This is a genomic window from Streptomyces sp. NRRL B-24484 (assembly GCF_000717715.1).
In the GTDB taxonomy this organism is placed as follows: domain Bacteria; phylum Actinomycetota; class Actinomycetes; order Streptomycetales; family Streptomycetaceae; genus Kitasatospora.
The window spans coordinates 1-24,368 of sequence record NZ_JOAI01000082.1 but is presented as its reverse complement, the minus strand read 5'-3'; the positions used below and the strand labels follow the sequence as shown (position 1 = coordinate 24,368).

General features: G+C 73.8%; 24 protein-coding genes and 4 pseudogenes. 15 read left to right on the top strand and 13 right to left on the bottom strand.

From position 1 onward, the window contains the following. The 5 genes and pseudogenes from IE98_RS0140225 to IE98_RS49850 form a co-directional block, all read left to right on the top strand. Positions 1–226, top strand: a pseudogene (locus IE98_RS0140225) (potassium-transporting ATPase subunit B); the annotation flags it as partial. 15 nt (positions 227–241) lie between these two features. Further along, positions 242–859, top strand: coding sequence for a potassium-transporting ATPase subunit KdpC (gene kdpC / locus IE98_RS0140220; RefSeq protein WP_030277534.1), 618 nt, complete (start codon positions 242–244; stop codon positions 857–859). 174 nt (positions 860–1,033) lie between these two features. Further along, a complete protein-coding gene (locus tag IE98_RS0140215) occupies positions 1,034–3,583 on the top strand; it encodes an ATP-binding protein (protein WP_030277532.1) in 2,550 nt (849 codons plus the stop codon). Next, on the top strand, positions 3,580–4,254 hold the full coding sequence (locus tag IE98_RS0140210) for a response regulator (protein WP_030277530.1): 675 nt from the start codon (positions 3,580–3,582) through the stop codon (positions 4,252–4,254). The genes IE98_RS0140215 and IE98_RS0140210 overlap by 4 nt, the downstream gene beginning before the upstream one ends. 213 nt (positions 4,255–4,467) lie before the next feature. Continuing rightward, positions 4,468–5,364, top strand: coding sequence for a hypothetical protein (locus IE98_RS49850; RefSeq protein ID WP_159401229.1), 897 nt, complete (start codon positions 4,468–4,470; stop codon positions 5,362–5,364). A 17-nt stretch (positions 5,365–5,381) separates the two neighbouring features. On the opposite strand, the gene IE98_RS49845 is transcribed toward IE98_RS49850, so the two are convergent. Next, positions 5,382–5,804 carry a DUF3592 domain-containing protein gene (locus IE98_RS49845; protein ID WP_052391581.1) on the bottom strand — a complete coding sequence of 141 codons (423 nt, stop codon included), beginning with the start codon at positions 5,802–5,804 and terminating at the stop codon, positions 5,382–5,384. A gap of 297 nt (positions 5,805–6,101) precedes the next feature. On the opposite strand from IE98_RS49845, the gene IE98_RS52795 reads away from it, so the two are divergent. The 5 genes and pseudogenes from IE98_RS52795 (at position 6,102) to IE98_RS0140180 (ending at position 9,076) form a co-directional block, all read left to right on the top strand. After that, positions 6,102–6,746 carry a universal stress protein gene (locus IE98_RS52795; protein ID WP_078661691.1) on the top strand — a complete coding sequence of 215 codons (645 nt, stop codon included), beginning with the start codon at positions 6,102–6,104 and terminating at the stop codon, positions 6,744–6,746. Positions 6,747–6,834: 88 nt separating this feature from the next. Then, positions 6,835–7,515 (top strand): response regulator, encoded by a 681-nt coding sequence (locus tag IE98_RS0140185; protein ID WP_030277523.1) that lies wholly within the window; start codon positions 6,835–6,837, stop codon positions 7,513–7,515. A gap of 185 nt (positions 7,516–7,700) precedes the next feature. Further along, a pseudogene (locus IE98_RS51700) lies at positions 7,701–7,940 on the top strand (hypothetical protein); the annotation flags it as partial. Positions 7,941–8,014: 74 nt separating this feature from the next. Beyond that, positions 8,015–8,161: pseudogene (locus tag IE98_RS52790) on the top strand (sensor histidine kinase KdpD); the annotation flags it as partial. After that, positions 8,150–9,076 (top strand): DUF4118 domain-containing protein, encoded by a 927-nt coding sequence (locus tag IE98_RS0140180; RefSeq protein ID WP_420706269.1) that lies wholly within the window; start codon positions 8,150–8,152, stop codon positions 9,074–9,076. The pseudogene IE98_RS52790 and the gene IE98_RS0140180, both read left to right, overlap by 12 nt. Here the strand turns inward: IE98_RS0140180 and IE98_RS0140175 are convergent. After that, positions 9,028–9,282 carry a hypothetical protein gene (locus IE98_RS0140175; RefSeq protein WP_159401227.1) on the bottom strand — a complete coding sequence of 85 codons (255 nt, stop codon included), beginning with the start codon at positions 9,280–9,282 and terminating at the stop codon, positions 9,028–9,030. The two genes, IE98_RS0140180 and IE98_RS0140175, sit on opposite strands and share 49 nt — an antisense overlap. Before the next feature lie 197 nt (positions 9,283–9,479). On the opposite strand from IE98_RS0140175, the gene IE98_RS0140170 reads away from it, so the two are divergent. Then, complete coding sequence (locus IE98_RS0140170; RefSeq protein ID WP_030277518.1) at positions 9,480–9,830, top strand: hypothetical protein; 351 nt, start codon at positions 9,480–9,482, stop codon at positions 9,828–9,830. Between the two features lie 211 nt (positions 9,831–10,041). Here the strand turns inward: IE98_RS0140170 and IE98_RS43915 are convergent. From IE98_RS43915 to IE98_RS0140155, 3 genes and pseudogenes are all read right to left on the bottom strand, one after another. After that, positions 10,042–10,894, bottom strand: a pseudogene (locus IE98_RS43915) (pirin family protein). After that, on the bottom strand, positions 10,887–11,387 hold the full coding sequence (locus tag IE98_RS0140160; protein WP_078661692.1) for an OsmC family protein: 501 nt from the start codon (positions 11,385–11,387) through the stop codon (positions 10,887–10,889). The pseudogene IE98_RS43915 and the gene IE98_RS0140160 overlap by 8 nt, the downstream one beginning before the upstream one ends. A gap of 35 nt (positions 11,388–11,422) precedes the next feature. Next, positions 11,423–11,728: a GNAT family N-acetyltransferase gene (locus IE98_RS0140155; protein ID WP_030277514.1), complete on the bottom strand. Its 306-nt coding sequence runs from the start codon at positions 11,726–11,728 to the stop codon at positions 11,423–11,425. A gap of 222 nt (positions 11,729–11,950) precedes the next feature. Between IE98_RS0140155 and IE98_RS0140150 the strand changes: the two genes are divergently transcribed. After that, on the top strand, positions 11,951–12,712 hold the full coding sequence (locus IE98_RS0140150; protein ID WP_199923057.1) for an SDR family NAD(P)-dependent oxidoreductase: 762 nt from the start codon (positions 11,951–11,953) through the stop codon (positions 12,710–12,712). A gap of 203 nt (positions 12,713–12,915) precedes the next feature. Here IE98_RS0140150 and IE98_RS0140145 read toward each other — a convergent pair whose 3' ends face one another. Next, entirely contained in the window at positions 12,916–13,179 is a 264-nt protein-coding gene (locus IE98_RS0140145; RefSeq protein WP_030277510.1) for a LapA family protein, read from the bottom strand. Between the two features lie 129 nt (positions 13,180–13,308). Between IE98_RS0140145 and IE98_RS0140140 the strand changes: the two genes are divergently transcribed. Next, entirely contained in the window at positions 13,309–13,587 is a 279-nt protein-coding gene (locus tag IE98_RS0140140) for a hypothetical protein (RefSeq protein WP_052391580.1), read from the top strand. Positions 13,588–13,695: 108 nt separating this feature from the next. Here the strand turns inward: IE98_RS0140140 and IE98_RS0140135 are convergent, their stop codons facing one another. From IE98_RS0140135 to IE98_RS0140110, 6 genes are all read right to left on the bottom strand, one after another. Then, entirely contained in the window at positions 13,696–14,439 is a 744-nt protein-coding gene (locus IE98_RS0140135) for a carbohydrate-binding module family 20 domain-containing protein (protein WP_030277506.1), read from the bottom strand. A 386-nt stretch (positions 14,440–14,825) separates the two neighbouring features. Continuing rightward, the gene (locus IE98_RS0140130; RefSeq protein WP_030277504.1) at positions 14,826–15,668 is read right to left on the bottom strand and encodes a hypothetical protein; all 843 of its coding nucleotides are present in this window, start codon (positions 15,666–15,668) and stop codon (positions 14,826–14,828) included. Next, the gene (locus tag IE98_RS0140125; RefSeq protein WP_030277502.1) at positions 15,668–16,189 is read right to left on the bottom strand and encodes a SigE family RNA polymerase sigma factor; all 522 of its coding nucleotides are present in this window, start codon (positions 16,187–16,189) and stop codon (positions 15,668–15,670) included. Before IE98_RS0140125 ends, IE98_RS0140130 begins: the two co-directional genes overlap by 1 nt. 700 nt (positions 16,190–16,889) lie before the next feature. Next, positions 16,890–19,370: a DUF3376 domain-containing protein gene (locus IE98_RS0140120; RefSeq protein ID WP_052391579.1), complete on the bottom strand. Its 2,481-nt coding sequence runs from the start codon at positions 19,368–19,370 to the stop codon at positions 16,890–16,892. A gap of 118 nt (positions 19,371–19,488) precedes the next feature. Next, positions 19,489–19,929, bottom strand: coding sequence for an Lrp/AsnC family transcriptional regulator (locus tag IE98_RS0140115; RefSeq protein ID WP_030277498.1), 441 nt, complete (start codon positions 19,927–19,929; stop codon positions 19,489–19,491). Between the two features lie 111 nt (positions 19,930–20,040). Further along, complete coding sequence (locus IE98_RS0140110; RefSeq protein WP_030277497.1) at positions 20,041–21,390, bottom strand: transaminase; 1,350 nt, start codon at positions 21,388–21,390, stop codon at positions 20,041–20,043. Positions 21,391–21,640: 250 nt separating this feature from the next. Between IE98_RS0140110 and IE98_RS43910 the strand changes: the two genes are divergently transcribed. Continuing rightward, on the top strand, positions 21,641–22,099 hold the full coding sequence (locus IE98_RS43910; protein ID WP_052391578.1) for a Zn-ribbon domain-containing OB-fold protein: 459 nt from the start codon (positions 21,641–21,643) through the stop codon (positions 22,097–22,099). A 170-nt stretch (positions 22,100–22,269) separates the two neighbouring features. On the opposite strand, the gene IE98_RS0140100 is transcribed toward IE98_RS43910, so the two are convergent. Then, positions 22,270–23,031, bottom strand: a complete 762-nt coding sequence (locus tag IE98_RS0140100) for a DeoR/GlpR family DNA-binding transcription regulator (RefSeq protein WP_030277493.1) — start codon at positions 23,029–23,031, stop codon at positions 22,270–22,272. Positions 23,032–23,120: 89 nt separating this feature from the next. On the opposite strand from IE98_RS0140100, the gene IE98_RS0140095 reads away from it, so the two are divergent. Continuing rightward, a partial coding sequence (locus IE98_RS0140095; RefSeq protein ID WP_043176268.1) for an MFS transporter occupies positions 23,121–24,368 on the top strand: 1,248 nt, incomplete at its 3' end.

Sequence of the window (24,368 nt, the reverse complement as noted above, 5' to 3'; positions counted from 1 at the left end):
CCTGCACAGCCCCGAGTCCGCGATCACCTCCGCGATCGTCTTCAACGCCCTGGTCATCGTCGGCCTGATCCCGCTCGCCCTGCGCGGCGTCAAGTACCGCCCCTCCGACGCCGGCTCGCTGCTGGCCCGGAACCTCGGGCTCTACGGCGTGGGCGGCCTCGTCGTCCCGTTCATCGGAATCAAGGCGATCGACCTGGTCGTCCGGTTCGTCCCCGGCCTGAGCTGAGAGGTCACGCCAACCATGTCCACCCTTCTGCGCACCCACCTCACCGCGCTGCGGATGCTGCTGGTGATGACCGTGATCCTCGGCCTCGCCTACCCGCTGTTCGTCACCGGTGTCAGCCAGGTCGCCTTCGCCGGCAAGGCCAACGGCTCGATCGTGACGTCCGACGGCAGGGAGATCGGGTCGAGCCTGCTCGGCCAGACCTACGACCTGCCGAAGAAGAACCCCGGCGACCCGAACGAGCAGGCACAGCCGGACCCGAAGTGGTTCCAGCCCCGCCCCTCGGCCGGCTCGTACGACCCGAAGGCCTCGGGCGCCTCCAACCTCGGCCCCGACAGCGAGGACCTGCTGAAGGCCGTCCGGGAGCGGCGCGCCGCGATCGCCGCCTTCGACGGCGTCGACCCGGCGAGCGTCCCGGTGGACGCGGTCACCGCCTCCGGCTCCGGCCTCGACCCGCACATCTCCGTCGCGTACGCGAAGGAGCAGGTCGACCGGGTGGCCAAGGCGCGCAACGTGCCCGCCGAGCAGCTGAACCAGCTGATCGACAAGTACACCGAGGGCCGCTCGCTCGGCTTCCTCGGCCAGGCCGGCGTCAACGTCGTCCTGCTCAACAAGGCACTGAGCGAGACCAAGTGATGTCGCACCAGTGGTCTGAGTGACCGAACCGACCCGGGCGCGGGGAACACCTCCCCGCACCCGGGTCGGTTGCCCATGTGTCGCGTCCCGTTGAGCGGAGCAGGATGACCCGCTCGGGACGGCGGCGAGACCCACATGTTTCCGGCCGCCCTTCGTCGAGAAAGAGCAGCGTTCATGTCCCGTGACCTCACCCCCGGCACCGCCATCCGCCGCGGGAAGCTGAGGGTCTACCTCGGATCGGCTCCCGGTGTCGGCAAGACCTACCGGATGCTGGACGAGGCCCACAGGCGGCGCGACCGCGGCGCGGACGTGGTGGTCGGCTACATCGAGTGCCACGGCCGCCGGCACACCGAGAACATGCTCCAGGGCCTGGACCTGGTGCCCCGGCTGACCCGCAGCTACCGCGGCACCGATTTCCAGGAGATGGACCTGGACGCGATCCTGGCCCGCCGGCCGCAGCTCGTCCTGGTCGACGAACTCGCGCACACCAACATCCCGGGCGGCCGCAACGCCAAACGGTGGCAGGACGTCGAGGAACTGGTCGCCGCCGGCATCGACGTGATCACCACGGTCAACGTCCAGCACCTGGAATCGCTGAACGACGTCGTGCAGAAGATCACCGGAATCCCGCAGCGCGAGACCGTCCCCGACGAGGTCGTCCGCCGCGCCGACCAGATCGAACTGGTCGACATGGCACCCCAGGCCCTGCGCCGCCGCATGGCGCACGGGAACGTCTACAAGGCGGAGAAGGTGGACGCCGCGCTCTCCAACTACTTCCGGGTCGGAAACCTCACCGCACTAAGGGAGTTGGCCCTGCTCTGGGTCGCCGGAAGGGTCGACGAGGGGCTGCGCGACTACCGCGCCACCCACAATATCGACCGCGTCTGGGAGACCCGCGAACGCGTCGTCGTGGCACTGACCGGTGGCCCCGAGGGGGAGACCATCATCCGTCGGGCGGCGAGGATCGCGGACCGCACGGCCGGCGGCGAGCTCCTTGCTGTCCATGTCACCCGGAGTGACGGCCTTTCCGGCGCCTCACCGGGCGCGCTCGCCGAACAGCGGCAGCTGGTCGAGACGCTCGGCGGCAGCTACCACGTCGTCGTCGGCGACGACATCCCCAGCTCGCTGCTCGCCTTCGCCCGTGCCCACGACGCCACCCAGCTGGTCCTCGGCACCAGCCGCCGCGGCCGCCTCAACCGCTTCCTCACCGGCCCCGGCAACGGGCAGACCACCGTCGACCTCTCCGAGGACATCGACGTCCACATGGTCACCCACGCGTTCACCGGGCGCGGCCGCCTGCCCTCCCTCGGCCGGCGACACTCCCGGCGACGGACGGTGGCAGGCTTCTCCGCAGGGCTCCTGCTGCCCGTGCTGCTGACCGTGATCCTCTCTCAGCTGACGGGGTCGCTCAACCTCACCACCGTGGCCCTGATCTTCCAACTCGGTGTGGTGGCCGTCGCATTGCTCGGCGGAGCAACCTCCGCGCTGCTGGCCTCGCTGGTCGCCTCGCTGCTGCTCAACTACTACTTCATCCCGCCCGTCCACACGTTCACCATCGCCGAGCCCAACAACGCCATCGCGCTGGTGGTGTTCGCCTCGGTCGCGCTCACCGTCTCCACCGTGGTCGACCGCGCCACCCGGCTCACCGCCCGGGCAGCCAGGGCGACCGCCGAGGCCGAGACCCTCTCCACCCTTGCCGGCAGCGTGCTGCGCGGGGCCGACGCCCTGCCCGCCCTGCTGGAGAAGACCCGCACCGCCTTCGCCCTCGACTCCGTCGCCCTCCTCGACCGGCGCAGCGGCGAGACCCTCGGCCGCAGTGACAGCGACGGCGCACCGGCCCCGGACCGCACGGTCACCGAAGTCCCGGTCGGGCCGGAGGCGTTGCTGATCCTCGCCGGGCGCAGACTGCCCGCCGCCGACCAGCGGGTGCTCACCGCGTTCGCCGCCCACATCGCCGCCGCCCTGGAACGCGACCGGCTCGCCACCGTCGCAGCCGAGATCGAACCGATCAAGGCCGCCGACAGGATGCGCACCGCCCTGCTCGCCGCCGTCAGCCACGACCTGCGCACCCCGCTCGCCGCCGCCCTCGCCGCCGTCGGCTCGCTACGCAGCGCCGAGGTGGAGTTCGCCCCCGAGGACCAGGCCGAACTCCTCGACATGGCCGACGAGTCACTCGTCAAACTCACCCGCCTCGTCGACAACCTGCTCGACATGAGCCGGCTCCAGGCCGGCGTGCTCACCCTGCACCTGGAATCCACCCCGCTGGACGAGGTGCTGCGGCGCGCGATGGACTCCCTCGCCCAGCCGGACGCCCCCGTCCAACCGCTGGACCTGGACACCGTGCCACCGGTGCTCGCCGACGTGCCGTTGCTCGAACGGGTACTGGCCAACGTGATCACCAACGCACTCAGGTACAACGCCCCGGGCGCACCCGTCCTGGTCGCCGCCAGCCACCACCGGGGACGGGTGGAAGTCCGAGTGATCGACCGCGGCCCGGGCATTCCCTTCGCGGACCGCGACCGGGTCTTCCTGCCGTTCCAGCGTCTCGGCGACAACGACAACACCACCGGTGTCGGCCTCGGCCTCGCCCTCTCCCGCGGCCTCGCCGAAGCCATGGGCGGCTCCCTGGAGGTCGAGGACACCCCCGGCGGCGGCACCACCATGCTCCTCACCCTGCCCGCGTCCCAGGCGGCCGACCCGACGCACGGAGGTGTCGCGGCATGAGCCACATCCTGGTGGTGGACGACGAACCGGCGCTGCTGCGCACGCTGAAGATCAATCTGCATGCCAGGCGCTACTCCGTACTGACCGCCGCCACCGGACAGCAGGCTCTCGACGCCGTGGGCCGCGGCAGCCCCGACGCCGTCGTGCTCGACCTCGGCCTGCCCGACTTCGACGGCGTGGACATCATCCGGGGCCTGCGGGCCTCACTCTCGGTACCGATCATCGTGCTGTCCGGCCGCACCGGGGTCGACGACCGGATCAGCGCCCTGGACGCCGGGGCGGACGACTACCTGACCAAGCCCTTCGTGGTGGCCGAACTCTTCGCCAGGCTCCGCGCGGTGCTGCGACGCTCATCCGCCCTCGCGGCGCCGCTCAGCGTCGTCCTCGGCGACCACGTGATCGACACGGTCGCGAACACCGTCACCGGCCCGGACGGACCCGTGCGGCTCACCCCCACGGAGTGGCACATCCTCAAGCTGCTGCTCGCGGCGCCCGGCCGCCTGGTGCCGGGCAAGGAGATCCTGTGCGAGGTGTGGGGTCCCGAGGCCGAGGACCGCGGAAACTACCTGCGGGTCTACCTCGGCGGCCTGCGCCGCAAGCTCGAACCCGATCCCACCCGCCCCCGCCACCTGATCACCGAACCGGGCATCGGCTACCGGTACCAGCCCTGAACCGGGCGATGCCCGCAGTTTCCGATCAAGGAGCCGTCAAGATCGGTTCGGGCAGCGCCAGGAACGCGTCAGGAAGGCCGGGGGACGCCCTCGCCGGCCATAGCGTTCTCGGTGACGAACCGGCCCGCTCTGTGGGGGAGCGTGCCGGCTTCGAATCCGTCGGCGGCAAAGGCCATGAGAGCCGCCGGCGGCCGGGTGAGGGGACGCGCGGCCATGAGCGAGCGGGACAAGGCCGGCACGGTCGCAACCGAGAAGACGGGCCCACCGGGGGCGGAGGGCCCCGGTGCGACCGTGCCGCTTCCCGCACCGCGCGCCCCCTGCACCTCGATCACGGGGGGATCGGCCTCGGGCCCGGCCCTCCGGCCGGGCCCGAGGCAGTGGCGGCAGCCGCTGCGCCGCTCCCGATGGGACACCCCGAGCCTGGCCCGCGCCCTCGCGGCAGTCTGCGCCTGGTCCGTGCTCACCGCTGCGGCCGTCATCGTGACCGTGTCGACCTCCACCCGTGCGGGCCCCGACGACACCGACCACCGGGCAGCGCCGCGAGCCGTTCCCTCCGCAGACCTCTCCTTCGTGCTCAGCGACATGGACACCCAGGTGGCCGACCTGCTGCTGCTCGGCGCGGACCCGGACCGCGCACAGCTGCGCACCCAGATCCTCGACACCTACCGGCAGCGCCGCAGCCAGGCCGGCGACGGTCTCCGGCGTGCCGCCGAGACCGTCGCCGGCGACCTCGACGGGCAGCGCGCCGTGCAGACGCTGTTCGACCAGCTCGGCAACTACGACGCTCTGGTGGCCCGCGCCCAGCGGCTGGAGGAGCAGGCCCCTGCCGGCCGGCCGTCGGCCGAGGCCCTCGACGTCTACCGGCAGGCCAGCGGCCTGTTGCGTCAGCGACTGCTGCCCGCCGCCGAAAGGCCCGTCTCCGCCGATGCTGCCGCCGTGGAGCACACCCCCACCGCCCAGCGCGGCACCCCGGCGGCGGGGCGATGGTCGGTCCTCGCCACCGGCGTGCTCGCCGGCGCGCCCCTCCTGTTGCTCCGGCGCCTGCTCGCCGTCCGCCTCCGCCGACCGACCGCGCCGGGCGCCCGTCCCGGGCGGTGCGAATTCCGGTGAGTGGTGCCCCGGCGCGGCTATGCGAGAACGGCGAGCACGACGGCACCCAGCATGGCCGCGGCACCCGAGCCGACGAAGAGCCGCTCCAGCCATTGGCGCTCGCGCCCCTCGACGAGGAGTCGGCGCGGGTCGAGCGGGTCGTAGCGCAGTCGCACCTGCCGGCCGTCCGCAAGAGGCAGCGCCCGGCTGGAGGGCACCGGGGAGAACACCTCGACGATCCGGCCGGCCTCGGTGGAGAACTGAAGCAGTGGACGCGAGCCGGCCGTGCCTTCCTTCACGTCGCGCGTGATGCAGCGGACCAGACCGAGCACCGGTGTTCCGACCCGACGCAGCCGGCGGATCTCCCGGAGGCCGACGAGACCGGTCAGATACGCCATCAGGCCACCGAACCCGAGGAACACCGCCACGACCATCGCTGCCGCCCCGCCGTCCATGATCATCAGTCTCCCGCCGCACGCCGCAGCCCCGGACTCCAGTCTGCGCCGAAATCCGTCAGGCGCCCCCGGCGACGGTGCGATCACACCGTGTCAGAGAGTCGTCAGGGCAGACTCCGCGGTCCACGACCGGGTGTCTCGCCGGGCGAGCTCACGGCGACTGCCGGATCGAGCGGGCCGGCCGGCAGCGGCCGGTGTGCGTCCCGCCGGCCGGCGGCACATGGTCGGACGCCACCGGCCCGCGTGACCGCCGTCACGCCGGGCGTCAAGGTTCCGCTCGGATCACGCGCCGCGGTGCGAGGGATGCGTCAAGAAGGGGTAGGTCCGCCCGCCGCCGGGTTCTCCTGGGAGGACCGACGAAGAAGGAGCACAGGGGTGGACGTGCCGCACGCAGACGGCGAGCCGCAGCAGCGGAGTCGCAGAATCGTGGTCGGCGTCAGCGGATCGCTCGGGAGCCTCGCCGCGCTTCACCGCGCGGTCTCCGAAGCCCGGAGGACAGGGGACGCCGAGGTGCACGTCGTGCACGCCTGGGAGCCACCGGGCGGCGAGTACGGCTACCGCCGCTCGCCGTGCCCTCCGCTCCTCTCGGCCGTCCGCGACACCGCCAGGGGACGCCTGGAGACCGCGCTCGAGGACGCGTTCGCGGGCGTTCCGACCGGAGTCCGGATGCACGCGGAACTGGTCCGTGGCGGACCCGGCCCGGTCCTCACGACCCTGGCCGACGACCCGGGCGACCTTCTCGTGGTCGGCACCAGTGCGGGATGGCTGCACAGGGGGATGCGTCCGTCGGTCACCGCCCACTGCACCAGGCGAGCTGTGTGTCCCGTCCTGGTGGTACCCGGGCCCGAGCTTCAGCGACTGATGGAGCGCAGGCGCGCGCCCTGGCGGCCGAGAGCCGCGTGGGACGTGGACGCCGAGCGAGCGATCCTCCTTCCGGAGGCGTCCTGATTCGCACGGCAGCCGGCCCTGACGTGGTCGAATTGAAGACCCGCCTCACCCATGAGACAGCGGACGACCGGTGAAAGGCGGAGCCCGTATGACCCGGGTCCTCGTCGTGGAGGACGAACCCCAGCTCTCCCGCGCCTTGGTGATCAACCTCAAGGCTCGCAACTACGAGGTGGACGCCGCCCACGACGGTGCGAGAGCCCTCGAACTCGCCGCCGCCCGCCACCCCGATGTGGTCGTCCTGGACCTGGGCCTGCCCGACATGGACGGCCTGTCGGTGATCACGGGCCTGCGTGGCTGGACCAGGGTGCCGATCATCGTGCTCTCCGCGCGGCACGCCTCCGACGAGAAGGTCGAAGCCCTGGACGCCGGCGCCGACGACTACGTCACCAAGCCCTTCGGGATGGACGAGCTGCTCGCCCGGATGCGCGCCGCCGTCCGCCGCGCCGAACCGGTCGCGGGGGACGGCGACTCGGTGGTGACGACCGAAAGCTTCACGGTCGACCTGGCCGCCAAGAGGGTCCACCGCGACGGCACCGACGTCCGCCTGACCCCGACCGAGTGGCACCTGCTGGAGGTGCTGGTCCGCAACTCCGGGCGCCTGGTCGGGCAGACCCAGCTGCTCCAGGAGGTGTGGGGTCCGGCGTACCGCAAGGAGACCAACTACCTGCGGGTCTACCTGGCACAGCTGCGCCGCAAGTTGGAGGCCGACGCCTCGCATCCGCGCCACTTCATCACCGAGCCGGGCATGGGCTACCGGTTCGAACCCTGACCGCACGACGGCGCCCTGCCGACACCGGGCTCCGAAGCAGCGGGTACGGGGTGCGGCAGGGAGACCTCCACGCCGCGGCACGGGAAAGACAAGGCGCTGCACGAGGTGACGTCGAGGGCTTGCCGGTCCCGGCCCCCGCGGGTCGCAGCCCGGGCACCTCTTGATCCGGACGGGTTCGCGGCGCCGAGCTGCCCGCCGACCCGTGGCCGGGCGACTTCCTGGCCGTACCGGCGTCCGGCGCCTACCGAGTCTCGATGGCTTCCGCGTACAACCTCGTCGGGCGCAGCGCGGTCGCCGTGGTACGGGACGGGCGCATCCGGCTCCTGATCCGACGGGAGACCGTCGAGGATTTCCGGCCCGCGAAATCGGACGGTGAGTCACCAGGCGCCCGCGCCCTGTGGCCGTGCGGGCGCCGCGGCGCATGATGGGTGTGAGGTGGCCGGGTTCCGCGGTCGATGGGTCGATAGGTGGTCCGGTGACGGTCGGCGGGAAGCTGCGGATGTTCCTGGGCGCGGCACCCGGGGTGGGGAAGACGTACGCCATGCTCGCGGAGGGGCGGCGGCTGCGGGCCGGCGGCCTGGACGTGGTGGTCGGCCTCGCCGAGACGTACGGCCGGCGCGGGACCGAAGAACAGCTGGCCGGCCTGCTGCGCGGGTCGTTGGGGCTGTCCGGGGCTCTGCTGTGTCTGCTGCTGGTGGTGGCGTGGGTGGCCCGCCTCGGCGGGCTGGCACCGGCGGCCGGGACGACGGCCGCGGGTGCCCTTGCTGCGGACTTCTTCTTCACCTTCTTCCCCGCGCCGTGGCACAGCCTGGCTGTCGGGCTAGCGGCGGATGTGGCCGCCCTGGCGGTGTGCCTGGCCGTCGCCGGGGTCGTCAGCCACGTGATCGACGGTTTGGCCCGCCGCTCCCAGGAGGCGTCCCGGGCGCGGGCGGAGGCCCAGGCCCTGGCCCTGGCGCGGCTGGCCGGGGAGAGCGTACGGACCACCGGACGCACGCTCCCGCGGCTGCCGACGGAATTGCGGCGGACGTTCGGGCAGGACGCGGCCGGGATCATGGTGCCGACCGTGGACGGCTGGCGGACGGTCGCCGCGAGTGGCTCCCCGCTGCCGGTGCGACCCGAGGACGCGCCGTTCGCGGCGGAGTGCGACCAGGGCGCGATGCTGGTGCTGGCAGGTCCGTCGCTCGGCGAGGACGACCTGCGGCTGCTCGGCCCGTTCGTCACCCAGCTGCGGCTCGCGGAGGAACGCGAGAGGCTGGCCGGCCAGGCCGCCGGCGCCGAGGCGATGGCTCGTACCGACGCGCTGCACACCACCCTGCTGGAGGCCGCGGCCCACGACCTCCGAGAGCCGCTGGCCGCGATCAGGGCAGCAGCGTCGCGGCTGGGCGACGGGCACGCCGAGGCAGCGGAGATCGAGGGCGAGACGGACCGGCTGGGCCACATCGTCGCCAATCTTCTACGAAACGGGGGCGACCGCCCCCGGCCGCCCACCTGCTCCCGGGTGGTGACTGCCCTTCAGCTGGCCGCCCCAGCGTTCGAGCCCGCCAAGTCGTGGTCCAGGTAGGCGATCTTCCGGAGGATGCCTACTGCGAGCGACCGTTCAGCGTCGGGCAGGGCTTCGAGGAGCTGCTCATCGATTCGCTCCGCAGGCGGGACCAGCTCGTTGAGGAGCTGATCCCCGCTCGCGGTCAGGTTCAGCAGGGTGCGCCGGCAGTCGGCCTCGTCCGGGCTGGGGGCCGTCCCCGTGTGCGCGGGGATGGCCCAGATCACCGTGCCGTCCACCGGAGGTGGCGGCACTGCTCCCCGCCCACCGCCTCGCGGAACTGCGCGCGCAGGGGCTCGGCGGGCAAGCACACATAGCCCTGCTTGAGTAGGTGGCCGGCCCCACGACCGCACGTCGCCCTGATCCAGGAGCTGGAGACAGCAGGGCAGTCCGCGGAGATCCCCACGCTGCTCTGGGAGGCTGCGTGCCTTCCCCGCACCGGTTCGCAGCACTGGCCGTTGCGCTGGGGGACGCCGGTCGAGAGGCCGATGCCCAGGTGCTCCTCCGCAACGGGGCGTCACGGCCGGTCGGCGACGTGGCCGCGGCCGCCCACGCCCTGGTGGACGCCGATCGCATGCGTGAGCTCGACGCCCTGCTCGGGCCGCTCTTGAGAGCCCGTCCACTTCAGCAGGCCGTCCGGCTGGCCGGCGAGGACGGCACGCTCGTCCGCGTCCTCCTGGACAGCGCAGGCCGGACCGGCCTCACAGCCGTCACCAATCTCCGGCCGCCCAATGCGCTGTTACGTTCAGTAAGCGAGGCGGGATCGGGGATCTGACGTTCAGTCGGGAAAGTCGGCAAAAGGTCAGCATCGATCCGCTCAGACCCTGTCGCACCAACCCGAACACGAGAATCCGTGCCGCGAGGGCTGTGCGTCTGCCGGATGGCGATCGCGGCGCCGAGGGGCCTCTGCCGCTCGGCGCCGTGAGGCCCTTCGGCCTTGCCTGATTTCCCGGACCGCCTGTGCAATTGGCAGATGTTTCCGCAGGTCAGCGCACCCGGCCGCGGGGTTTCAACGGAGTCACCGGCAGCTGTGGTGCATGCAGCCGGGCGCCGTCGTAGCCGTGCACCTTGCCGAAGCGGGTGCCGTTCTCCCAGTCGTTTCGTGCCTGTGCGATCTCCTCACCGGATCGGCCGATGAAGTTCCACCACATGACCAGCTCCTCCTCGAAGGGTTCACCGCCGAGGAGCAGGACGGAGCCGTCCGTGACGGCCCGCAGGGGGAGTTCACGGCGGTCGGTCCCGAGGTAGAGCATCGAGCCCGGCTCCAGTCGGACGCCGTCGACCTCGGTGAGACCGCTCATGGTGAGCACCGCGTACTCGAAGCCCGGCTCGACGGGCAGGCGGACCTCGGTTCCCTCGCGGAGCGTCAGGTCGGCACCGACCAGCGGGGTGTGGATGGTACCGGGGGAGCGGACGCCGTCCAGTTCGCCGAGGATCACCGTCGCGTCGAGGCCGCCGTCGAGGCTGGTCACCCTGGGCAGCTCCGGGTGGTGTTCGAAGGCGGGGGCGGTGTGGCGGTGGGCGTCGGGCAGGGCGACCCAGAGCTGGGCGCCGTGCAGCAGTCGGGCGTGCTCGCGCGGCGACTCCTCGGAGTGCCAGGCCCATGTGCGGGTGCGGCGGGACCTGCATGCCGGGCTCGTCGGCGATGTCGTCCGGCCCGTAGTGGTCGACGAAGCACCAGGCACCCACCATCCGGCGGCCGAGGCTCGGCAGAAGCCGGCGCACCACGGTGGATCCGCCGAGCGCCGTCTCGCGGGCGACCAGTAGGTCCCGCACCGGCCCCTCGGCGCGGTTGCCGCCGCAGGCGGTGGGGGTGGGGTGCAGGTCGAGGTCACTCATGGCGGCCCGCCTCCTGCCCGCCCGCACCCGCGCCGGCACCGGCCGCGTGCGGCCAGCGCACCGCACCGTGGTGCTGCTGTTCGACGATCGGGGTGCCGCTGCTGACCGCGCGGGTGACCGGGGTGCGGTCGGCGATGTCGAGCAGCCGGGCCCGCTGCGCCTCGTCGAGTTCGCCGAGCAGCTCGATCCGCCGGGTGATCCGTACGCTCTTCTCGGGGCCCTTCTCGTAGCCGAGGTGCACCCGGACGGTCTCCAGCGGCCAGCCCTTGCGCTGGGCGTACATCCGCAGGGTGATCGCGGTGCACGAGCCGAGTGCGGAGAGCAGCAGACCGACCGGGGTGGTGGCGGTGTCGGCGCCGCCGACCGACGCGGGCTCGTCGGCGGCCAGCTTGTGGTGGCCGGAGCGGATGTCGACGCGGTAGTCCTCGCCGGTGCTGGTGGCGACGGCCGCCGCGGAGCGGACGAAGGCGGGGGTCTCGGTGGTGGTGTCCATGGTGTCCTCGGGGGAGTGCCCGGTCCGGGGCGCGGTCACAGGCCGAAGCGGTCGTGCTGGGCGGCCGGCACCAGCTCGGCGTAGTCGGGGTGCTTGGTGATCCAGCCGCGGATGAACGGGCAGTACGGCAGCACGGCGGCGCCCTGCTCGCGGGCGGCGTCCAGGGCACCCTGTGCGAGCCGGCCGCCCAGGCCGCGGCCGCCGAACTTCGGGTCGATCTCGGTGTGGATGAAGGCGAGCTCGGTGCCGTAGCGGTGGTACTCGGCGAAGCCCGCGAGCTCCTCGTCGTCGAAGACCTCGAAGCGGGAGCTGTCCTGATTGTCCGTCACGCGAATCGCCATGGGTCTGCCTCCTCGATCGTGCCGCGGGTCTCGCGACGCCTTTAGTTTACGATTAAACCAATCGTTGATCAACCGCATTCCGCGCCCGGCCGCCCCGCTCCACCCTGGGTGCGGTCCGCGGCGCGGTCCGCGGGGGCGGTCCTCCGGGGCGGCGGCCCCGACGGACCGTCAGGAGCTACGCTGGCCCGGTTCGAGTCGATCATGGGCCGAGGGGGCGCAGGGGTGCAACGGGTCGCAGTGGTGTCCGGCGGCGGGACGGGGATCGGCAAGGCCGTCGCCCGTGCGCTCGCCGCCGACGGGTGCCGGGTGGCGGTCGTCGGGCGGCGCATCGAGGTGCTGGAACGGGCCCGCGACGAGATCGCCGCCGCCGTGCCGGGAGCGGAGGTCGTGCCCGTCGCCGCCGACCTCACCGTCCCGGCCCGGGTCACGGCGGCCGCCGAGGCGATCGCCGCACTCGGCCCGGTCGACGTGCTCGTGAACAACGCCGGCGCGATCATCACCCCGCCCGCCGACGACGGCCTCGACGCCCTCGCCGAGGCCTGGCGGCGCGACCTGGACACCAACCTGCTCAGCGCCGTCCTGCTCACCACCGCCCTCGCCGACCGGCTGCGCCGCCCCGGCGGGCGGCTGATCGTCATCAGTTCCGCGGCGGCCCAGCGAGGCGGCGCCGGCCCGCACTCGGCCGGCTCGTACGCGGCGGCCAAGGCCGCCCTGCACGGCTGGGCCTTCGGCCTGGCCCGACAGCTCGGTCCGGAGGGGATCACCGTCAACATCCTCGCGCCGGGCTACGTCGCCGACACCGAGATCTTCGGTGCGGACTGGACGGAGGACTTCCACGCCCGCAAGATCGCCGACACCCTGGTCGGCCGGGCCGGCACCCCCGAGGACGTCGCGTCCGCGGTGGCCTACCTGGCCTCCCCCGCGGCCGGCTACGTCACGGGCCAGGTGATCGGCATCAACGGCGGAGCCGTGCTGGGCCGCTAGCGGTCGGCCGCCGGTCGGGGGCCGTCCGCCGGGGCCGTCCGCCGGGGGCGGACCGGCCGGTGCGGCCGTCGAGTCGGGCGCCGGCCCGTGCGGGACGGCGGTGACGTGACCCCGGGCCGGGGCCGACTCCTGTGCGGACGGCCCGGGTCACCGTGCGGCGGTGCTCCGCCCGGGCGGTCGGCGGACGTGCGGGTTGGGCGTGGTCACCGTCGGGTCGCCTTGCGGGTGGCCCGCCGTCGGGCGAGGAAGACGCCGATCAGCATGCCGACCAGGATGGTCACGGTCAGGACCACCCAGAGCGGCATGGTGACGTCGGAGACCCAGAGGGTGATGGTCACCGACGCGGTGTTGACCGCGATGAACCACACGGCGAGGACCGCGATGACGCCGACCGCGATGGTGCGCAGCCGCACCTCGCGGCCCTTGACCGTGAGACTCGACGGCTCGTGCTGCGTGTTCTGTGACATGGCTTCAGTATCGTGCGATTTGCCTGATTCGTCCCCGGAGGGACCTCCAGCGGCGCCTCCGGTCGTCGGGCGGGCGGGTCCGGGCCTTCGGGAGGTGCGGCAGTCGGCCGTCCGCGGGAAGCTCGAAGGATGACGGCGCTGGTGGTGATGCTGGAGATCGAGCAGCCGAGCACGGTCCACGACCTCGGCGGCGGCGAGCACGCCTCCGAGGGCAGGGCGGCCCTGGTGGTGCACGCGGCCCCGGCCGCCGCCGACGGCGGGCCGCAGGCGCGGACCTTCTGCGGCACGGACACCGCCGGCCTGGAACGCGACCCCTGGCAGCCCGCGGAGGACGCGGACGTGTGGTACCCGTCGCGCTGGTCCCAGCGGGTCTGCCAGGAGTGTGCCGCCGCGGTGCGCGACCGGTGATCGGTGGCCCTCGGCGAGCGGCCGGCGCTGACCCAGGACCTGCGGCCGGTGGCCCATGGCCGGCGGTCGCGGGTCCTGGGTCGCGGGTCGCGGGTCGCGCAGGGGGCGTCAGCGCCAGCCGTCGTGCAGTACGAGGGTGCCGGTCGGCGGGGTGACGGTGGCGTGGTTCGGCCCGTCCTCCCAGGTGACCGTGCCGTCGGCGTCCTTCTTCAGCAGCTTGTACCGGACGGCGGTGTTCGGCGGCAGTGAGACGATGCCGGTCCACTCCGGGTAGACGGCGTAGCTGGTGCTGAGCGGGACGGCCTTGGCCGGGTCCCAGGCGCCGAGTTCGGCGAGGTCGCCGGAGACGTAGAGGCTCTGTCCCCAGGTGGTGGTGGCGCGGACCGTGAAGACGGCGGTCAGCGGGTGCTCGCCGGTGACGTTCCAGCGGTCGGTGAGGGTGGTCTCGCCGCCGGTGCCGGACAGGTAGACGGAGCGGTCCGGGATCGCCTCCCACTCCAGCGTGCCGGCGGCGGTCCGCTTCAGGTACTTGTAGGTGAGCTGGCCGCCGGGCGGCAGCAGGAGGTCGACCGACCAGGTCGGGTAGCTGCGTGCATCGGTGGTGAGGGGCACGGCCTTGGCCGGATCCCAGGCGCCCAGTTCGGCGGTGCTGCCGGAGACCAGCACGGTGTCCCCGTACTCGGTCGCGGCCGTGACCTGCAGGTGCACGGGGGTGCCGAGGGTCTCGCCGGTGGCCGCCCGGGCGGCGGTGGCGGGGAGGAGCAGAGCCGCGATCAGGGCCGTGACCAGGGCGGGGAGCAGCAGGAACGGCCGCGGTCGGCGTGCGGTGGGGTGCGGCTGGGGGAACGTCATGTCCGTTGTCCTCCAGATCGAATGGCGGCGCGAGGCGCCGCGGAGGGTGGACGGCCGGGGCTCGCGTGCGGCGTCGGAGGCGAGCGGCGGTCCAAGTGCTGCAAATCCTTGCAGCAAGTTTCATGGCGATGGGCGATTTCCGGCCACCCGCCGCCCGGCAGGCCGCGCGATCGAGCGGAATCGCGCCCCACCTCGCCTGACCTGCGCACGACAGCTCGGTCGCGGGCTCGCGTCGAGGCCCGAGTCGCCGGCGCTCCGCCCGCCCGACACCCGACGGCAACCGGACGGGCCCCGCCGGGCACCCCGCCGTCACCCGGCGTGACGCGAACGTCACGCGACAACGGCGGGAACCGTCCCCTCCACCCCTGAGGGTGCCGCGTCGCACCTCAGCTCGTACGGGCGAAGTCGCCCCAGACCGAGGCCCGGCCGCCCGCCGTGGCGGCGTCGATCCGGTACCAGTCGCCGCCCGCGTCCCGGCCGCCGGCGTCGTGGCCGTACTGCCCCGCGAAGACGTGCTGCCCGACCGGGACGGTCCGGCCCGCCTTCAGCACCCAGCGGTAGACCAGCACGCCGCCCTCCTCGCGAACGGTCACCGTGAAGTCGGCCGCCGCCGGGGTCTGCCAGTGGCCGGTGTCCTTGACCCCGCCGGTCTGCGGCACGTGAAGCTCCACCGTCAGCGCGGTGAGCACCTCGCGGGTCTTGAAGGTCACGTTGCTCTGCGCCCACGAGTCCGTGCTGTGCGGATCCACCGAACCGTCCGCCCAGAGCGGGCCGTCCTCCGTCCGGCTCCCGGGGGGCCTCGACGCGGTCGGCCGGGCCGAGGAGGACGGGGCGGAGGGGGACGGTGAGGCGCTGTGCCGGGGCGGGGCCGAGGGCGGACGCGACCCGGAGGTCGGCGCCGGCAGCGCCTCCGGCGCGGCGGACGGCGGGACGGTGCTCGCGGTGGCGCTCGGCGAGGGGGTCGGTGCGGGCGGGGTCTGCGGTCGCTGGACGATCGCGGCCACGGCGAGCCCGCCGACCGCCAGGGCCGCGGTGGCGGCCAGTCCGGCCAGCGTCATCCGGGGCCAGGAGAGCAGTCCGCGGCGCACCCGGTGGCGGCCGGCCGCCGGGTCGGAGGCGTGCGGGGAGGCGGAGGGGTCGATGCCCCGCTCGATGCGGGCGAGCATGCGCTCCCGGTCCGGCCGGTGGGCCTCGGCGGCCTCGCGCAGCTGTCGGCGCAGGTCGTCCATCAGCTCCTCCTTCCCGTCAGTTCGCCGGCCCGGTCGCCGAGCAGCCGCTGCAGTTCCGCCATGCCCTTGGAGGTCTGGCTCTTCACCGTGCCCACCGAGACGCCGAGGGCCAGCGCCGTCTCCTTCTCGGAGAGGTCCATCGCATGCCGGAGCACCACGCAGGCCCGCTTGCGGAAGGGTAGCCGGGCCAGCGCCGCCCGGACGTCCAGGACGGAGGCCACGTCAGGCCCGTCCGTCCGCTCGGTGCGTTGCGACCAGAACAGCAGCACCCGGCGCCGCTCGCGGACGGCGCTGCGGATCCGGCCGCGTGCCAGGTTGGCGACCACGCCGCGGGCGTAGGCGGCGGGGTGGTCCGCGCCCCGGACCCGCTCCCAGCGGTGCCAGAGGGCCACCATCGCGTCCGCCGCGAGGTCGTCGGCCGCGTCCGCCTCGCCCGTCAGGAGGTGGGCGAGCCGGGCCAGTTCGGCGTGGTGGCGTTCGAAGAAGTCGTGGAACTCCGCGGACGCATCATCGGCGGTCATGTCCGGGGCGTGACCTCTCGATCCGTTGTTAGCGTTCTCAATCAGCAAGGAGGGCGGCAGCCTACCAACCGCTCCCACTGCCGGATCACCGGGTGCCCCGGCCGTCGCCGCAGGTCGCAGGGGCACCGGCCGGCCCGCGCGGCCTGCCCTGCTGCGGCCGAGCGGGTCGGCGGCCGATACCGCGCCTAGCGCCGTCACCCCTCCGTACCCGACCGGGCGGCGCGGGCCCGCACTCCGGCGCGGGTGGACGGTGCGGGCGGACGGCACGGGGCGAACTGTCTCGCCGGGGCAGGGCTGGGCACGGGGGATCCTCCTTCGATGACGCCTGGCTGCCCCCGGGTTGCCGCCGACGCCCGGAAGGTTGCCGCCGGCCGGGAAATCGGTCCCGCCGGGTCGGAAGCTGTCGCCGTGCGCGGCGAGCGGCATTCGCGGCAGCGACTGGGCGACTGGGCGGCTCGGCAGCGAAGGGGGGGGCGGGGTGGCGAACGTCCGTCGGAACAGCGAGATCCCGTAGGGCCGGCGAGGGGCCGTCAGCGCGGCGAGGTGCCGTCGGAACAGCGAGGGGCTGTCGAGACAGCGAAGGACCGTCACCTCCGCAAGGGGTCATCCAGAAGTGAATCTACGTTGCCGAAGCGATCGATCATCACGTGAGTGAATGGGTATCACATAAGCAAGATGCCATCGAGAAACCGAATGGCCGTCATGTAAGCGGCAGCGCGATCGCCAACGCGATACCCGCACCGAGCAGCACGCAGAGCAGAGCCGCGATGCTGACGGTACGGACGACGTCGCGGCGCACCGCTGCCCGCAGCGCACCGGGCAGCGGATCCAGGTCCAGCTGCCGACGGACGCGTCGGGTGGCGCGGCGCAGCAGCCACAGGCCCACCCGCCGGCGCAGCGGGAGGCCGCGGGTGTCGGGCGCCTCCGGGTCCAAGGCGGCGCGGGCCAGGACGGCGAGCCGGTGCTGCGCCCACCGGGTGGGACCGGCGGCGTCGGCATCGGCGTCCGGCTCGGCAAGCAGCAGGGCGCGGGCCGATCGTGCCGTCCGCTGCCGGACCTCGCGGCCGCCGGGGCCGCCGACGGTCCGGCCGAGCAGGGCGGAGTCCGCGCCGAGCAGCTCGTCGAGGTTCTGCTGCATCCGTTCCCGGCCGATCTCGGCCGCGAGCAGTGCGCTGTGCAGCTCCCGCTCCACGTCGTGCCGTTCGGCCGGCTCGGGGACGAGGACGCGCAGCAGGTGGCGGGCGGCGTCGAGGCGGCCCCAGGTGAAGTCGGAGCTGCGCCAGTCCTCGTCGAGGAAGGCGCCGAAGTGGCCGAGCCGGGTGCCGTAGAGCTTGCGGTCGCCCATGTCGGCGTAGCGGTCCTGCCGGAAGAGCGGGCCGAGGTCGTCGGGGCCCAGCCGGAGGAATGTGAAGGCGGGGGTGGGCCGTTCCACGGCGGCCGCGGCGGGGGCGTAGGCGTGGCTGAGGACCTCGACGGCGAGGCAGCAGGCGAGGGCGTCGCGGGTGGTGGCGAAGCGCTGGTCGCCGAGGGTGTGCAGGGCGGTCAGGTAGGTGCCGGCGGCCTGCCGGACGAGGCCGCCGAGGGTACGGGCGGCGTCGAGCCGGGTGAAGACCTCGCTGACCTGGTCGGCGATCCCGGCGTCGGACGGGCCGGGCGGCGGTCCCTCGCGCAGGGCGGCCCGGACGGCGGCCGCGACCGCCCGGGTCTCGGCGAGCCGGCGGCACACCAGTCCGGCCGCGGAGGTCAGCTGGCGGCGTACGGCCGGTGCGCAGTCGGGCAGGCGGCGCTGCAGGTCGGAGAGCATCAGCCGCAGGACGCGTTCGGTGGGGACGAGCCCCCAGCGCCAGTCGCCGGGCTCGGCGGCGTGCACCGGGTCGTCGTGCTCGGTGGCGGCCGGCGGCAGCCAGGCGGGGTCGCGGCCGGGCAGCCAGTCGGCCGCGGTGCCGGGCGGGTCGAGCAGGGCGGTGACGCCGTCCGCGGCGGCCTGCCGGCGGGCGTCCCAGACCACGGCCGCGGCCCGGCTGCGCCGGTAGTCGTCGAGGAGTTCGGCGGCGCGGTGCAGCATCCGGGTGGCCCGGACGGGGTTCTCGTACAGTTCGCGGAAGAGGTGCTGCTGGACGCCGGAGACGCGGGTGCGCATCCGTTCGGCGAGGTCCTCGGTGGCGGAGCGGAAGTTGGCCTCGCGGGGGTGGTGCAGCGCGGTCGCGGCGGCCTCCGTCCAGGTGATGTCCTCGGGCCGTTTGCGGCCGACGGCCTCCTGCCGCACGGTGCCGGCGGACGGCACCACGTACACCAGGACGCGTTCGGGCCGCCGGTCGGCGAGGCGTTCGCCGATGGCGTCGAGCACCGGCCGGAAGGGCTCGTTGTCGAGGACGCCGCCGTCCATGACGGAGCTGCTGGGGATGTCGGAGGGCGGGTCGCGGTGGTCGGCCATCGGGGCCTCCTGCACCGGGGCGAAGGCCACCGGGAAGGCGGCCGTGGCGCGGGCGGCGCGCAGCAGGGCCGGGGCCGGGCGTCCGGCCGGGCCGTGGAAGTCGCGCAGCGGGCGCCGGCCGATCCGCCAGCCGCCGTCGGGGACGCGTTCGAGGACCGGTGCCTCGTCGTCGTGGCGGAACCGGTAGACCCGGCGGTGGTCGGGCACGTCGAAGGCGCCGCCGTAGCCGTCGGTGCAGCGGCGGGGCCGGCCGTCCAGGGCGGTGGCGGTGAGGAAGAGGGTGACCGGCTCGGCCAGCTGCGGCTCGCCGCCCATCGCGGCGACGGCCTCGGCGAGGGCCTCCTCCACGACGGCGCCGCGCAGCAGTCCGCCGCCGCCGTCCTCGGAGAGCAGGCGGGAGAGGTCGGCCGTCCGGTTCCAGGTGGTGCGCAGGTCGGGCAGGGCCGCACCGCGGGCGACGGCGGTGGCCAGCAGCACGCCGTTGAGCCCGCCGGCGGAGGTGCCGGCGACGACGTCGATCACGACCCGCTTGTGCCGCTCCCGGGTGACGCGCTGCCAGATCCGGAAGGCGGGCCGGTCGCGCTCGGCGACGCCCGACTCGTCGTCGCCGCGGGAGGCCCGGCGCAGCAGGTCGAGTTCGTGGGCGACGCCGCCCATCCAGACCGCGAGGCTGATGCCGCCGTTGAGGACGAGGGCGAGCCGGACCTCCTGCGGCGGTCCGCCGGCCGCGGTGTCCTGGTCGGTCATAGCGGCAGGCTAGGCGGCCGGGCGCGCGTCACCGCCCGGGCGGGGCTGCTCGTTCAGCCGCTCGGCGGAACGGAATGCACCGGCCGGCGCAGCGGCTGCCCGGCCCGGTGGCGCGGGGTCAGCCGACGTCCCAGAAGAACCGGTGGGTGTGGATGCCGAAGTACGGGAACGACTGGATGTGCTTGACGCCCTCGATCGGCCGCACGGTGTCGTTGACGAAGTCCAGCAGCTCGCGCGGCCCGGGGCAGACCACTTCGGCGAACAGGTCGAAGCCGCCGGCGGTCAGCACCGAGTACACCACCTCGCCGTACCGGGCGAGTTCGTCGGCGACGCCGCGAGGGTCGCCGTCCACGGTGATGCCGAGCATGGCCATCGCCTGCCCGCCCATGGCCATCGGGTCGGTCACGCCGACGACCTGGACGGCCTTGGCGTCGATCAGCCGCTGCAGCCGCTGCCGGGCGGCCGAGGCCGACAGTCCCACCTTGGGGCCCAGGTCGGCGTACGCGATCCTGCCGTCGGTCTGCAGCTCGCGCAGGATGGCCCGGTCGATCTCGTCCAAATTCGCAACTCCTCGGTCCGTCGACCTCCGCACCCTACCGTCAGGCCGCCGGCCCGAGGAGGGCGCCGGCGGCCTGGGGACGGACGGGGACGGGCGGGGACGGACGGTGGGTCAGCCGTCGAGCTGGGCCAGGGCGACGGAGAAGACGTCGGTGTGCGCGTCCACGTCCGCCTCGGTGGTGGCGGGGCACATCAGCGCCATGTTGTGGAAGGGCGTCATCAGAATGCCGCGGTTGGCCAGGTAGAGGTGGAGGAAGTCCTCCAGTTCCGGGTCGGCGACGTCGGCGGAGGCGGTGCCGGTGCGCGGCGCCGGGCTGGCGAAGCGGTACTCGGTGCGGGCGCCGAGCCGGCTGACCGACCAGGGCAGGCCGTGCGCGTCGATCGCCTGCTGGACGCCGGCCTCGAACCGCTCGGCGAGCTTGCCCATCCGCTCGAAGGCGTCGTCGGTGAGCACGTGTTCCAGGGTGGCGCGCATCGCGGCGACGGAGAGCGCGTTGCCGGCCAGGGTGCCGCCGACGCCGCCCATGTCGACGAGGTCGAGGTCGGATCTGCCGAGAAGCCGGTCCGCGAGCTCGGCGGAGAGGCCGTACGCACCGGCCGGGATGCCGCCGCCGATGGCCTTGCCGATGGTCAGCATGTCGGGTTCGAGGTGCCAGGCGGCGGTGCAGCCGCCGGGGCCGGCGGAGAAGGTGTGCGTCTCGTCGTTGATCAGCAGCACGCCGTGCCGGCGGGTCAGGTCGCGGACGCCGGCCAGGTAGCCGGGCTCCGGCAGCACGATGCCGATGTTGGTGAGGGCGGGCTCCATGAGGACGGCGGCCACGTCGCCGTGGGCGAGCTCGCGCTCCAGCTGGTCGAGGTCGTTGAACTCGGCGACCCGGCTGGTGAGGGTGACGTCGCAGGGCGCGCCGACGTTGCCGGGCCGGGAGGCGCCCCGGCCGTCCGGGCCGACGACGATCAGCGACTCGTCGACGCTGCCGTGGTAGCTGTAGCTGTTCACCAGGATCTTGCTGCGGCCGGTGACGGCGCGGGCGAGCCGGATCGCCCAGCGGTTGGCGTCGGTGGCGGTCAGCGAGAAGCTCCAGTGCGAGAGCCCGAAGCGGCGGGTCAGCTCGGCGCCCACCCACTCGGCGTCCTCGGTGGGCAGCATCGCGGTCGCGCCGCCCTGCTCGGCGAAGCGGCGCTGCACGGCGGCGGCGACCGCCTCGGGGGAGTGGCCGGCCATCGCGCCGGTGTCGCCGAGGCAGAAGTCGATGTACTCGTGGCCGTCGATGTCGGTGATCCGGGCGCCCTGCGCGGTGCCGAGGTACCGGGGGAAGGTGCCGGCGGTCTTGTTCATCCAGGTCATCGGCACCCGGCCGAAGAGGTGGTCGGCGCGTGCGTAGGCGGCCTTCGACCGCGGATTGCGGCGCTCGGCCTCGGCGCTCTCGCGGGCGAGCAGGTGCTGCAGTCGGATGCGGTCCATGGCGGTACCTCAGCGTCGGGGTCCGGGGGAGATGCCCTGACTGTAGGCATGTACGGAGCGCGTGAGCAAGGAAACACGCTCGATTCAATTGTTTAAGCAGTCGATTCGAGCGTCCGTGGAGGCGTCCGCACTGGCGTGCACTGAGTGCCTTTACCGATTGGCACTCAGTGCCATACGCTCCCGGTGTCGTGTCGATCGGGCGTCGGCGGCCGCTTTGCGCGCGCCTTGGCCCGGGCCGGGAGGAGCCGCCATGAACCCTGTCGCCACCGCGCCCTCCGGGGCGTCCGTCGTCGAACAGCCCGGCCCCGAGCTGGTCTTCCGGCGCTGCCGCTGGTGCCGCGCGGCCACCGCACCCGTCCGGATGCTCTGTCCCGTCTGCGGCAGCGCCGACCTGGACGACGAGGTCAGTCGCGGCACCGGCACCGTCCGCCGGCTGCTGCCCGCGGCCCGGCGCAGCCCCGGTGAGCCGATGCCCTACGTGGTCGCCCTCGACGAGGGGTTCACCGTGCAGGCCGCCGTCACCGGCACGCTGCCCGGTGCCGTGCCTGCCGGCGCCCGCGTCGAACTCGCCGACGTCAGTGGTCAGTCGGTGGCCTTCCGGCTGGCGCCCGGTCAGCTCGGCCCGGCCGAGCCGGAGAGCCTGTTCGCCGCCCGCGCCGTCGGCGGCGTCCGCCCGGCCGTCCTCCCCGCCGTCCGCCGCGCGGGCTGACGGTCCGCGGGGATTTCGCTCCGCGGGGTACCGGGTCGTCCTGGCGGGCACTGCCCCTCGGCTCGGTCTGCGCGCGATCGGTCAGAGGTCGCCGCCGTCGCCGAACGAGTCGACGACCGGGGAGCCCGGTACCGCGGCCTTGTCGGCCCGGGCGCCGACGGGATCCCGTGTCAGACGGTGGCGACCGTGGCGCCCGCCGCTCGGAGCGCCGTGATCTCGTCGGCGGGGGCGGCGGTGTCGGTGACCAGCGTGTGCAGACTCCCGGCGGGGGCGACGTGGGCGAAGGCGGTGCGGCCGAGCTTGCCGCCGTCGGTGCCCACGATCGTGCGGCGGGCGGCGGCCATGGCGGCCTTCTTCACGGTGGCGTCGTCGAGGTCGTAGGCGGTCAGTCCGTCGGCGGCGCTGAGGCCGCAGCAGCCGAGCACGGCGGTGTCGAAGCGCAGGGCGCCGATCGAGGCGAGGGTGAGCGGCCCGGTCAGGGCGCCTTCGGCGGCGCGGGGCTGCCCGCCGGGAACGAGCAGGGTGGCCGGTCCGGGGGTGTCGCCGAAGACGTGGACGGCCGGCAGGGACAGCGGCATCACGGTGACGGGCCGTTCGCGCAGCAGGCGGGCGAGTTCCAGGCAGGTGGTGCCGCTGTCGAGCAGCACCGTCTCGCCGTCGGCGACGAGAGCGCAGATCGCGGCGGCGATGCGGCGCTTGGCGTCGACGGCCTCACGGGCGCGCAGCGCGAACGGCGGCTCCTCGCCGCGCAGCAGCAGGGTGCGGGCCCCGCCGCGGAAGCGCTCCAGGACGCCCTGGGCGGCCAGCGAGTCGAGGTCGCGCCGGATGGTCATCTCGGAGGCGCCGGTGAGCTCGGCGAGTTCGAGGACGGTTGCGCTGCCCGCGTCCCGGACGGCCTGGGCGATCAGGGTGTGACGCTCCGCGGTGTTCATGCAGGGATTCAACCGCACTCCTCAACGCACAAGCAAGTTGTTCGATAGCCGCCTTTCGCACACAAAAATTGTTCGTTATGGTCAGTGGCATGGAACGCTCTCTCCGGGCCGCCCGCGTGGCGACCTACGTCTACTTCGTCCTGTGCGGCACCCTGATGGGCGCGTGGGTGGTGCACATCCCCGCCGTCGAGGCGCGGGTCGGCATCGGCCACGCCGCGCTCGGCGGCCTGCTGGTGCTGCTCGGCCTCGGCGCCTTCGCCGGCATGCGGACGGCCGGCCACCTGACCGACCGCCTCGGCGCCCGCACCGTCGTCCCCGCCTCCGGTGTCCTGTGCGCGGCGTCCCTGGTGCTGCCGGGCCTGGCCCCGAACCCGTGGACGCTGGCCGGCGCGCTGCTGCTCTTCGGCTTCGCCAACGGCTGCCTGGACGTGAGCATGAACGCCCACGCCGTCCACGTGGAGCAGGCCTACGGGCGGCCCGTCATGTCCGGCTTCCACGCCACCTTCTCGGTCGGCGGCGTGATCGCCGCCCTGGCAGCCGCCGCGGCCTCCGCCGCCGGCCTGGGCCCGGCCACCACCCTCGCCGTCCTCGGAGCCGTCGGCATCACCACCGCCCTGCTGACCGTCCGCAGCCTGCTGCCCGGCGCCGCACCGCACCCCGGGACCGACAACGGGGCCGACGGGGCCGCCGGCGGGACCGGCAGCGGGCCCGGCAACAGGGCCGACGGGACTGCCGAGGTGTCCGCGCATGCCGCGACGAGCGGCGTCCGCCGGCAGATCCGGATCTTCGCAGTGCTGGCGCTGACGGTCATGCTGTGCGAGGGCGCGGCCAACGACTGGAGCGCCCTGCACCTCAAGGACGTCCTCGGCGCGCCCGCGAGCACCGCCGCGTTCGCCTACGGCACCTACGCCGCCGCGATGACCGCCGGCCGCCTGCTCGCCGACCGGATCGTGGCCCGCCACGGCTCGACGGCCGTCCTGCGCCACGGCGCGCTCACCGCCGCCGTCGGCATCACCCTCGTCGCGCTGACCCCCTGGGTGTGGGCGGTCTTCGCCGGATGGGCACTGTTCGGCCTCGGCCTGTCCGGCTGCGTCCCCCAACTGTTCAGCGCCGCAGGCCACGCCGACCCCGCCGCCGCCGGCGCCAACGTCTCCCGCGTCGCCGGACTCGGCTACCTCGGCATGCTCGCCGGCCCCGCCGTCATCGGCTGGCTCACCCACCTGACCGCCCTCAACCACACCTTCCTGCTGCTCACCCTGATGTGCGCCGCCACCGCCGCGACCGCCGGCGTCCTGCGCGCCACGGCCACCCCCGCAAGCCCCACCCCCGCAAGCCCC